Below are 9789 nucleotides of genomic sequence, written 5' to 3'. Positions count from 1 at the left end.
GGGCACCTTGTTCGCCGCGATCGCGACGCCGAGACCGGTGCCGCAGATCAGGATCGCCCGGTCGGCCTTCCCGTCGGCGACCATGCGCGCCGCGTCGACCGCGACATGCGGGTAAGCGGTGTGGCCGTCGGCGTCGACCCCGACGTCGACGACGCTCGCGACGCCGTCGTTCGCGGCGAGATCCGCCTTGAGGATCTCCTTGTAGTCGAATCCGGCGTCGTCCGATCCGACGACGATGCGCAGCTGGTCAACCATGGTGGTGCCTTTCCGTAGAGCGGGGACGGGGGGAGGTCAGGAGGCGCGGTGGCCGGGGGTCTGCTCGGCGAGCACCCGAGCGATGGTCAGGGTGATGAGACCGAGCGAGGTGGCCCCCGCGTCGGGCGTGCCGAGGCTCTTCTCGGCGTGCGGTCGGGCGCGGCCCATCTTCGGCAGCAGGTCGGCGGTGGCGGCGGCCGCGCGGACGGCCACCTCCGAGGCGCCGGCCCAGGCCGTCGGCAGGTCGTCGCCGGCGTCGACGGCCGCGCCGAGGGCGGCGGAGAACGGCACGAGCACGTCGACCATGGTCTTGTCGCCGACCGTGGCGCCGAACTCGAGGATCGCGTCGGTCGCGGCCGCGACCCCGGCGGTCACCGAGTGCCGCGTCGGCGCGGCGTCGTCGGTCAGGGCGGCGCCGATGCTCGCGAGGGCCGAACCCCAGAGGGCGCCGGAGGTGCCGCCGGCCCGGTCGGACCAGGCGTCGCCGGCCAGGTCGAGGAGGGTCCCGGCGCCGGCTCCACCGGCCAGGGCCGCATCGGCGGCGGCGACCGCGGCGGTGACCCCGCGCTGCATGCCGATGCCGTGATCGCCGTCGCCCGCGACGGCGTCGATGCGCCCCAGCTCGTCGGCGTTCTCGTCGATGGTCGCCTTGACGGCGACGAGGGCGGCGTGGACGACGCGAGCGGCGCTCTGCGACTCGGCCGACGCCGGCGGGATGGCCTCGGCCACGAGGGCCTCGCGCTCGCCGACCTCGACGCGGTCGGCCGCGTCGACCGACCCCTTCTTGTAGGCGGGGGCGTCGACGGGGGCGGTCCAGAACGTCTCGAGCTCGTCGTCGAGCCAGAACAGGGTCAGCGAGGCGCCGGCCATGTCGAAGCTGGTGACGAGCTCGCCGACCTCGGGCTCGACGACGACGAGGCCGGCGTCGCGCAGCAGCTGGTCGACCCGGGCGTAGACCACGAAGAGCTCCTCGTACTTGACCGAGCCGAGGCCGTTCAGGAGGACCGCGACCCGCTGGCCCCGCGCCTCCTCGACGCCCTCGGGCAGCTCCGCCAGCAGGGAGGTGACGAACAGCTCGGCCAGCTCGTTCGCCGTCGGCACGTCGGCCTCGCCGATGCCGGGCTCGCCGTGGATGCCCATGCCGACGGCCATGCGGCCCTCGGGGACGGTGAAGAGGGGCTCGTCGGCCCCGGGCAGCGAGCAGCCCGAGAAGGCGACGCCGAAGCTGCGGGTGCGCTCGTTCGCCTTCTCGGCCACCCGGACGACCTCGTCGAGCGGATAGCCGGCGTCGGAGGCCGCGGCGGCGCTCTTGAAGACGGTGAGGTCGCCCGCGATGCCGCGACGACGGTGCTTCTCGGCGAGCGACGCGCTCGAGATGTCGTCGGTGACCGTGACGGTGCGGGTCTCGATGCCCTCGGCGATGAGCTTCGCCTGCGCCTGGTCGAAGTTCAGCACGTCGCCCGCGTAGTTGCCGTAGCTCAGCAGCACGCCGCCGCCCGAGTGGGCCGACCGGGCGACCGAGCGCACCTGCTGCCATGACGGCGACGCGAAGAGGTTGCCGAGCGCGGCGCCGTGGGCGAGCCCCTGGCCGACCAGGCCGCCGAACGCCGGGTAGTGGCCCGACCCGCCGCCGACCACGAGCGCGACCCGCCCGGGCGTGCTGCGCGTCGCGCGCACGACGCCGCCGTGCACCCGGCGCACCCAGCGCTGGTTGGCGGCGACGAAGCCGTCGATCATCTCGTCGGCGAAGTCGCTCGGTTCGTTGTAGAGGCGGGTCATCTGGGCTCCTGGCGGTGCGGATCCCCGACGGTGGAGATCACTGGGTGTGTGGGGCGGGCGGTGCCGAGGAGGCGCGGTGCGCGATGATCGCGACCCGCGCCTCCTCGAGGTCAGTCGAGACCCGAGGTCCGGGCGAGCTCGGCGGCCTCGTCGGGGGTCGCGGCCCCCTCGGGCTTCCTCATCTTGCTCAGGATCACCATGAGGACGGCCGAGAGCAGCATGAAGAACCCGACGATGAACATCGGCACCTCGTAGTTCCCGGTGGCGTCGGTCACGGCGCCCGTGATGTACGGGGCGCTGAATCCGGCCAGGTTGCCGATCGTGTTGATCAGCGCGATGCCGGCCGCCGCGGCCGCCCCGGTGAGGAACTGCGTGGGGAGGGTCCAGAAGTTCGGCAGCGCGGCGAAGATCGCCATGGCGGTGACCGCGATGACCGCGATGGTGGCCTGCGGCGACCCCGTGAACAGGGCGACGGGGATGCTCAGACCGCCGACGACCGCGGGGATGACGATGTGCCAGGTGCGGAGGCCGCGACGCGAGGCGTCACGCGACCAGAAGTACAGGGCGATGGCGGCGGGCACGTAGGGGATGGCGGTGATGAACCCGCGCTCGGTGACGCTGAACTCGGTGCCGTACTGCTCCTGGAACCCGCCGATGATCGTCGGCAGGAAGAACGCGAGGGCGTAGAGGCCGTAGACGAAGCCGAAGTAGATGAACGCGAGCATCCAGACGCGGCCGTTGCCGAACACCTTGAGGATGCTGGGGTGCTTGCCGCCGGCGGTCGAACCGGTCTTGCCGGCGGACTCCTTCTTGAGGGCCTCGGTGAGCCAGACCTGCTCGTCGCGGGTCAGCCACTTCGCGTCGGCGGGCTTGTCCTTCAGGTAGAACCAGGCGATCACGCCGATGACGATGGCCGGGATCGAGACGCCGAGGAACATGAAGCGCCAGCCCTCGAGGCCGAAGAAGAAGCCGTCGTGGCTGATCAGCCAGCCGGCGAGCGGGGCGCCGATGACCGAGGTGAGGGGCTGCGCCAGGTAGAAGAGCGCGAGGATCTTGCCGCGGTGGCGCGCGGGCACCCACAGGCTGAGGAACAGGATGGCGCCCGGGAAGAACCCGGCCTCCATGACACCGAGCAGGAACCGCAGCACGACGAGCTGCTCGAAGTTCTGCACCCAGGTGAACAGCAGCGAGACGATGCCCCACGAGACCATGATGCGGGCGAGCCAGCGGCGGGCGCCGAAGCGGTGCAGCGCCAGATTGCTGGGCACCTCGAGCAGGATGTATCCGATGAAGAACACGCCCGAGGCGAAGCCGAACTGCGCGGCCGACAGGGCCAGATCGCTCTCCATGCCGTTCGGCGCGGCGAATCCGATGGCCGTGCGGTCGAGGTAGTTGATGAAGAACATCAACGCCACGAACGGCACCAGACGGATGGCGACCTTGCGGATCGCGGACTTCTCGACGGCGCTCTGCGGCTCCGCCGAGCGGGTTGGGGTGTCCACATCGACTCCTTCGATATCTAACGACTCTGTTGGATGACGTCACCGGTTCTCGAAGGAGCCCCGTTGCACGTGCTCGACCATGGTGCCGTGCTCGGGTCCGACTTGTCAACCGGTTGACCAATCCAAGCGTCGCATCGTATCTCGCCATAGCGGTCGGTAGGCTTGCCGCGTGCCCGCCTACCCCGACGACGACCCGACCTCGCTGCGGCTCGACCTCGAGCTCGTGCCGAAGGGCACCGCGGTCTCCGAGGTCGTGAAGCAGCTGATCGGTCTGCTGACGGCGGGCGAGCTCGTGCCGGGGTCGCGCCTCCCCCCCGAGCGGCAGCTCGCCGAACGCATCGGTGTCGGCCGGTCGGCGGTCCGCGAGGCTCTGGCCGCCCTCGAGATCCTCGGCATCGTCAGCGTCCGCCCCGGCTCGGGCACGTACCTCCGCGACACCACGTCCGAGCTGCTGCCCACCACGCTGAGCTGGGGCATGATGCTGAACGCCACACGCACCCGCGAGCTCATCGAGGTGCGCAGCGGTCTCGAGATCCAGGCCGCGACCCTCGCCGCGGCCCGCATCGACGACGCGGACGTCGAGAAGCTGCGCGGGTTCGTCGACACGATGCGCGAGCACCGCGACGACATCGACACGTTCCTCCAGGCCGACATCCGCTTCCATTTGCAGATCGCCATCAGCGCCGACAACATCGTCCTGCGCGACCTGCTGCAGAGCACGCGGTCGCTGCTGCGGCTCTGGGTCGAGCGCGGCCTCCGCGACCGTGTCCAGGCCGAGGCGGCGTACCGCGAGCACCTCGACGTCTTCGAGGCCATCGCCGCCCGCGACCCCGCCGCCGCCGAGCAGGCCATGCGGCGCCACATGTCGACCGCCGGCGAGCGCGTCGGCCACGCGGACGTCGGCGGCCCCTCCGCCTGACGCGCCCGACCCGGCCCGGCGGGCGCGGTGCGACTGGCGCGGCGGGCCCGGTGGCGCGGTGGGTCCGCCGGACCGCATCCCGTTACAGCCAGCTGCGCTCGCGTGCGATCCGTGCCGCCCCGTGCCGCGACGAGGCGCCCGTCTTCTGCATGGCCGACGACAGGTAGTTCCGCACGGTGCCCGAGGCGAGATGCAGTCGGGCGCTCATCTCGCGCACCGACAGCCCCTCGGTCGTCAGTCGCAGCGTGTCGAGTTCGCGCTCGGTGAGCGGGCAGTCGTCCATCATCGCGGCGGCCGAGATGTCGGCGTCGATGTACCGGCGCCCCCCGTGCACCTGCACGATGACCCGTTCGAGCTCGTCGGGGTCGATCGACTTGGGCACGAAGCCCCTCACCCCCGCGCTCAGCGCGCGCCGCAGCACCCCCGGTCGGGCGTGCCGGGTCAGCAGCACGACGGCCTGTCCGGGCCGGCTCGCGAGGATCGCCGTCGCCGCGTCGATGCCGTCCATGCCGGGCATCTCGAGATCGAGCAGCACGACGTCGGGCTCGTGCTCGGCGGCGAGGCTCACGGCCCCGGCGCCGTCGCCCGCCTGCGCCACGACCTCGATGCCGTCGCCGAGATCGAGCAGCGCGGCGATCGACCGCCGCAGCAGCGTCTCGTCGTCGGCCAGCAGCACGCGGATCATGCGCGCCGTCCGGTCGTCGGCGCCGTCGATCGCGAGACCGAGGAGGCGCGGGGCGTCGAGTCCGGCCGCGTCGCCCCGGCGCCCTCCGCCCGAGCCTCGAGTCGGAACACGCCGTCGTGGTGACTGGTGGTCACCGCTCCCCCGATCGCGGCGAAGCGCTCACCGAGGCGGGCGAGTCCGCTGAGCACGCGCGGGGCCTCGGCGGCCCCGTCGTTCTCGATCATCACCGAGTCCGGACGGATCCGGATCGTCGCGTGCTCGGCCTGGGCGTGGCGCAGCATGTTCGTCGTCGCCTCGCGGACGGCGTGCCCGAAGAGGTCGTCGGCGGCGTGACCCCGCGGCGGAGCGCCGTCGACGACGAGGTCGATGCCCGCGGCGCGGATCAGCTCGGTCGAGTTCGCCAGCTCGCCGGCGAGCGTCAGGGCCCGCTCGCCGTACGCGAGCCGGCGGGTCTCGGCGATCGTCTGCACGATCAGCTGCTCGGCCTCGCGGAGGTGGCGCCGCGCCTCGTCCGGGTCGCGGTCGAGCGTCTTGGCGGCGAGCTGCAGCTGCAGTCGGCTGACGTGCAGGGCCTGACCCTGGATGTCGTGCAGGTCCACCGAGAAGCGGTATCGCTCTCGCACGACGGCCAGCTCGGCCGTCGTCTCGCGGGCGGCCTCGATCTCGAGGTAGAGGTCGAACCCGTATCGGTTCAGCCGGTAGACGAGGTAGATCGCCGCCATCGTCACGACGACGACCGCGATCGAGACCGACAGGACGACGGGTCGCCCGCCGGTGGCCGGGACGAGCAGCGGCGCCACCGCGACACCCATGGCGGCGACGAGCCACCGCCACGAGGTGAAGGGCGGGGTCGTGGTCACGAGACCGACCGAGACGCCGAAGAAGAGCAGGAGCGTCGGATTCTGCCCTTCGAGGTGGGCCGCCCACCAGAGGGCGGCGGACGACGTGAGCGACAGGGCCGCGAGCCACCACGGGGCCCCGCGCTCCCAGAAGACCGAGTGCGCTGCCACCGCGATCGAGACCGCGATGACTCCGACGACCAGCCGCACCGGCGCCCCCTCGGTCGTCAGCGCCGCGACGGAGAAGACGGCCAGGAACGCCACGAGAGACACGAACGACCCGGTGACGTACCGCCGCATCCGCGTCAGCGCGGGGAGGCGGTCGGGGGTGCGGCGGGGCATGGGTCCACGGTAGCGACAGCCCCCGACGCCCGTCAGCACGCGATGTCATGCCCCGACGTGACGGATGTCACACCCGGGTGGTGGCACGGTGGCACTACCGGGCGTGCGCCCGCCCCGGCATCGTCGAGGTCATGACGAACTCCACCGACACCACGCCCCGGCCCGCCGTGACGCACGACCCCCGTGACGGGTCGGACGTCGTGATCTCGACCACCGGTCTGACCTGCACGTACGGCGACTTCACGGCCGTCGACGGCGTCGACCTCACGGTGCGGCGCGGCGAGCTCTACGCTCTGCTCGGCACGAACGGCGCCGGCAAGACGACCACCCTCGAGGTGCTCGAGGGCCACCGGGTGGCCGACGGCGGCGCCGTCGAGGTGCTCGGAGGCGACCCGACCGACCGCTCCCGCACGCGACGCCGCCTCGGCATGATGCTGCAGGACAGCGGCCTGGCCCCCGAGCTCACGGTCCGCGAGAGCGTGCTGCTCACGGGCGCGATCTCGGGCCGCGACGACGACGTCGACCGCGTGCTCGGTCTCGTCGGCATCGACCACAAGGCGCGTTCGCGCGTCGCCCAGCTCTCGGGGGGCGAGCGCCGTCGCGTCGACTTCGCGGCCGCCGTCTGGGGCACCCCCGAGCTGGTCTTCCTCGACGAGCCGACCACGGGGCTCGACCCGGCGGCCCGCGACGCCCTCTGGGACGTCGTCACCGAGCTGCGGGAGGCGGGGGTCACCTTCGTGCTGACCACGCACTACCTCGAGGAGGCCGCCGACAACGCCGACCGGATCGGGCTGATGCACGCGGGCACGATCCGCCGCGAGGGCACCGTGGCCGATCTCACCGCCGGCAGCACGACCAGCATCCGCTTCGTCGCCCCCGGACCGCTCGACGAGCTCCCCCTGCGGGTCGCCCGCACCGAGAACGACCTCGTCGTCGTCGAGACCGACGCCCCGCAGCGCGATCTCACCCGGCTGCTGACCTGGGCGGCCGAGGCCGATCGGCCTCTGGAGCGGCTGACGGTGCACCAGTCGGGACTCGACGAGGTGTTCCGCGAGCTGAGCCGCGCCTCCTAGGCCCCCGATCCGACCGACCCTCTCGAAAGGACCACTCATGACCACCGCCACCGCCCCTCGTCCGTCCGAGTCCCCGGCCACGCCGGCGCGTCGCTCGGGCCCGCTCGCCATCGCCGTCGCCGAGCTGCGGATGCTCGTCCGCAATCGCACCGTCGCGCTCTGCGCCCTGCTCCTGCCGCTCGCCTTCGGAGCGCTGACCTTCGCCGTCGGCAGCTACGGCACGGGGGGCATGCTGGCCGGCGTGCAGATCATCGGCATGCTCGGACTCGGCGTCTACGTCACGGCGACGACGACCCTCGCCGCCCGGCGGCAGTCGCTCCACCTCAAGCGGCTGCGCAGCGGCTCCGTCTCGGACGCGGGCATCATCGGCGGGCTCGTGCTGCCGGTCGTCGCCGTCAGCCTCGCGCAGCTCGTCATCGTGCTCGGGGTGCTGGCGATCGAGGAGCCGCCCGTGAACCCCGGTCTGCTCATCGTCGCCGTGCTCGTCGCCGAGGTGATGTTCGCCGCGTTCGCCCTCGCCACGGCCGGATTCAGCACGTCGCCCGAGCACGCCCAGTACACGACGATGCCGATCTACCTCATCACCCTCGGCGTCGCCATCTGGTGGACGATCACCGGCGCCGACGATCTGCTCTGGCTCAAGCGGATCCTGCCGGGCGGTGGCCTGATGGAGCTCATCGTCCTCGCCTGGAACGGTGGCGACCTCGGGCTGCTGCCCGTGCTGCTCGCCCCGACGCTGCTCTGGGCGGCCGTGGCCGTCGCGGGCGCGGTGCGGTTCTTCCGCTGGGAGCCCCGCCACTGACGCTCCGCCGGGGTTCGGGTCGAGCGTCGGCGCCGCACCTGAGCGGGGCCGGCCGGCCTAGTCCCGGGGACGCGCCACGGCGGGCACCCCGACCGCGATCGAGCCGGGCGGCACGTCCCTCGTGACGACGGCGTTGGCGCCGACGATGCTGCCCGCACCCACCGTGACGCCGCCGAGCACGGCGGCCCCGGCGCCGATCATCACGCCGTCGGCGAGGGTGGGGTGACGACGGCCGAGCGCGCCTCCGCGGCCCTTGCCCCCGAGGGTCACGCCGTGGAACAGCGTGCAGTCGTCACCGACCACCGCGGTCTCGCCGATCACGACGCCCATGCCGTGATCGATGAACAGGCGGCGGCCGAGTCTCGCCCCCGGGTGTATCTCGACCCCGGTCAGCGTGCGGCTCAGCTGCGACACGACCCGGGCGAGGGTGCGGGCGCCGAGGAGGCGCGGCGCACCCTCCGCACGCCACAGCCGCGAGGTCACGCGGTGCGCCCACACCGCGTGCAGCCCCGAGTAGACGAGGGCGGTCTCGAGGCGCCCCCTGGCCGCGGGGTCGCGCCGGCGGACGGTCTCGAGGTCCTCCCGCAGGCGGGCGACCAGGCGCATGCTAGGCGCCTGCGAGGTCCTGGAAGAGCACCGTCGACAGGTAGCGCTCGCCCGTGTCGCAGACGATCGCGACGATGCGCTTGCCGGCGTTCTCGGGGCGCTTGGCGATCTCGAGGGCTGCGTGCATGATCGCGCCCGACGAGATGCCCGAGAGGATCCCCTCGTGCGTCGCCAGGTCGCGGGCGACGCGCAGAGCGTCGTCGAGCTGCACCGGGAACACCTCGTCGATCTGCGAGCGGTCGAGCACCTCGGGCACGAAGTTCGCGCCGATGCCCTGGATCTTGTGCGGGCCGGCCTTGCCCTCGCTGAGCAGCGGCGAGTCGGCGGGCTCGACGGCGACGACCTGCACGCCGGGCACCTGCTCGTGCAGCACGCGGCCGACACCCGTGATGGTGCCGCCGGTGCCGACGCCGGCGACGAAGAAGTCGATGCGGCCGTCGGTGTCGCGGAGGATCTCGGGCGCCGTCGTCGTGCGGTGGATCTCGGCGTTCGCCTCGGTCTCGAACTGCTGGGCCCAGATCGCGTTCTCGGTCTCGTCGACGATCTGCTTCGCGCGCTCGACGGCTCCCCGCATGCCCTCGGGCCCGGGGGTCAGCACGATCTCCGCGCCGTAGGCCTTCATGACCGTGCGGCGTTCGACGCTCATCGTCTCGGGCATGGTGACGATGACCTTGTAGCCGCGAGCCGCGCCGACGAGGGCGAGCGAGATGCCGGTGTTGCCGCTCGATCCCTCGACGATCGTGCCGCCGGGCTTCAGCGCGCCCGACTTCTCGGCCGCGTCGACGATGGCGACGCCGAGGCGGTCCTTGACGCTGGCGCCGGGGTTGTAGAACTCGAGCTTGGCGAGGACGTCGGCTCCGCCCTCGCCGGCGAGGCGGTTGATCTTGACGAGGGGCGTGTCGCCGAAGGCGGACGTGATGTCGGCGTGGATTCCGGGCATGAGAGTCTCTTCCGTGAGCGGTGTCTGTGCGTTCGAATCGAACCCTC

General features: G+C 72.4%; 10 protein-coding genes. 3 read left to right on the top strand and 7 right to left on the bottom strand.

The genetic code is table 11. From position 1 onward, the window contains the following. The 3 genes from ASF17_RS14800 to ASF17_RS14790 form a co-directional block, all read right to left on the bottom strand. Positions 1 to 255: RpiB/LacA/LacB family sugar-phosphate isomerase (locus ASF17_RS14800; RefSeq protein ID WP_162236439.1), on the bottom strand; the 255-nt coding region annotated here is incomplete at its 3' end. A 36-nt stretch (positions 256 to 291) separates the two neighbouring features. Further along, positions 292 to 2034 (bottom strand): dihydroxyacetone kinase family protein, encoded by a 1743-nt coding sequence (locus ASF17_RS14795; protein WP_055801942.1) that lies wholly within the window; start codon positions 2032 to 2034, stop codon positions 292 to 294. 110 nt (positions 2035 to 2144) lie between these two features. Continuing rightward, positions 2145 to 3536 (bottom strand): MFS transporter, encoded by a 1392-nt coding sequence (locus tag ASF17_RS14790; RefSeq protein WP_055801940.1) that lies wholly within the window; start codon positions 3534 to 3536, stop codon positions 2145 to 2147. Between the two features lie 169 nt (positions 3537 to 3705). Between ASF17_RS14790 and ASF17_RS14785 the strand changes: the two genes are divergently transcribed. Continuing rightward, positions 3706 to 4455: a FadR/GntR family transcriptional regulator gene (locus ASF17_RS14785; protein ID WP_055801937.1), complete on the top strand. Its 750-nt coding sequence runs from the start codon at positions 3706 to 3708 to the stop codon at positions 4453 to 4455. An 82-nt stretch (positions 4456 to 4537) separates the two neighbouring features. Here the strand turns inward: ASF17_RS14785 and ASF17_RS14780 are convergent, their stop codons facing one another. After that, on the bottom strand, positions 4538 to 5140 hold the full coding sequence (locus tag ASF17_RS14780; RefSeq protein ID WP_055801934.1) for a response regulator transcription factor: 603 nt from the start codon (positions 5138 to 5140) through the stop codon (positions 4538 to 4540). Continuing rightward, complete coding sequence (locus ASF17_RS14775; RefSeq protein WP_055801931.1) at positions 5137 to 6321, bottom strand: sensor histidine kinase; 1185 nt, start codon at positions 6319 to 6321, stop codon at positions 5137 to 5139. The genes ASF17_RS14780 and ASF17_RS14775 overlap by 4 nt, the downstream gene beginning before the upstream one ends. A gap of 131 nt (positions 6322 to 6452) precedes the next feature. On the opposite strand from ASF17_RS14775, the gene ASF17_RS14770 reads away from it, so the two are divergent. Together ASF17_RS14770 and ASF17_RS14765 are read left to right on the top strand one after the other, a co-directional pair. Then, positions 6453 to 7394 carry an ABC transporter ATP-binding protein gene (locus ASF17_RS14770; protein WP_082475443.1) on the top strand — a complete coding sequence of 314 codons (942 nt, stop codon included), beginning with the start codon at positions 6453 to 6455 and terminating at the stop codon, positions 7392 to 7394. Positions 7395 to 7431: 37 nt separating this feature from the next. Continuing rightward, entirely contained in the window at positions 7432 to 8196 is a 765-nt protein-coding gene (locus tag ASF17_RS14765) for an ABC transporter permease (protein ID WP_235476671.1), read from the top strand. 57 nt (positions 8197 to 8253) lie between these two features. Here the strand turns inward: ASF17_RS14765 and epsC are convergent, their stop codons facing one another. Together epsC and cysK are read right to left on the bottom strand one after the other, a co-directional pair. Further along, positions 8254 to 8802, bottom strand: coding sequence for a serine O-acetyltransferase EpsC (gene epsC / locus ASF17_RS14760; protein WP_055801928.1), 549 nt, complete (start codon positions 8800 to 8802; stop codon positions 8254 to 8256). A 1-nt stretch (position 8803) separates the two neighbouring features. Continuing rightward, positions 8804 to 9742, bottom strand: coding sequence for a cysteine synthase A (gene cysK, locus ASF17_RS14755; RefSeq protein ID WP_055801925.1), 939 nt, complete (start codon positions 9740 to 9742; stop codon positions 8804 to 8806). Positions 9743 to 9789: the final 47 nt, after the last annotated feature.

It is taken from the genome of Frigoribacterium sp. Leaf263 (assembly GCF_001422285.1).
Taxonomy (GTDB): domain Bacteria; phylum Actinomycetota; class Actinomycetes; order Actinomycetales; family Microbacteriaceae; genus Frigoribacterium.
Note: the sequence above shows the minus strand (reverse complement) of the source record. Positions and strands in the feature narration are given on the sequence as shown.

Coding starts and splice junctions, on each gene's coding strand:
- ASF17_RS14770 (WP_082475443.1), top strand. CDS start 6,453: ATGACGAACTCCACCGACACCACGCCCCGGCCCGCCGTGACGCACGAC.
- epsC (WP_055801928.1), bottom strand. CDS start 8,802: ATGCGCCTGGTCGCCCGCCTGCGGGAGGACCTCGAGACCGTCCGCCGG.
- ASF17_RS14795 (WP_055801942.1), bottom strand. CDS start 2,034: ATGACCCGCCTCTACAACGAACCGAGCGACTTCGCCGACGAGATGATC.
- ASF17_RS14775 (WP_055801931.1), bottom strand. CDS start 6,321: ATGCCCCGCCGCACCCCCGACCGCCTCCCCGCGCTGACGCGGATGCGG.
- ASF17_RS14780 (WP_055801934.1), bottom strand. CDS start 5,140: ATGATCCGCGTGCTGCTGGCCGACGACGAGACGCTGCTGCGGCGGTCG.
- cysK (WP_055801925.1), bottom strand. CDS start 9,742: ATGCCCGGAATCCACGCCGACATCACGTCCGCCTTCGGCGACACGCCC.
- ASF17_RS14765 (WP_235476671.1), top strand. CDS start 7,432: ATGACCACCGCCACCGCCCCTCGTCCGTCCGAGTCCCCGGCCACGCCG.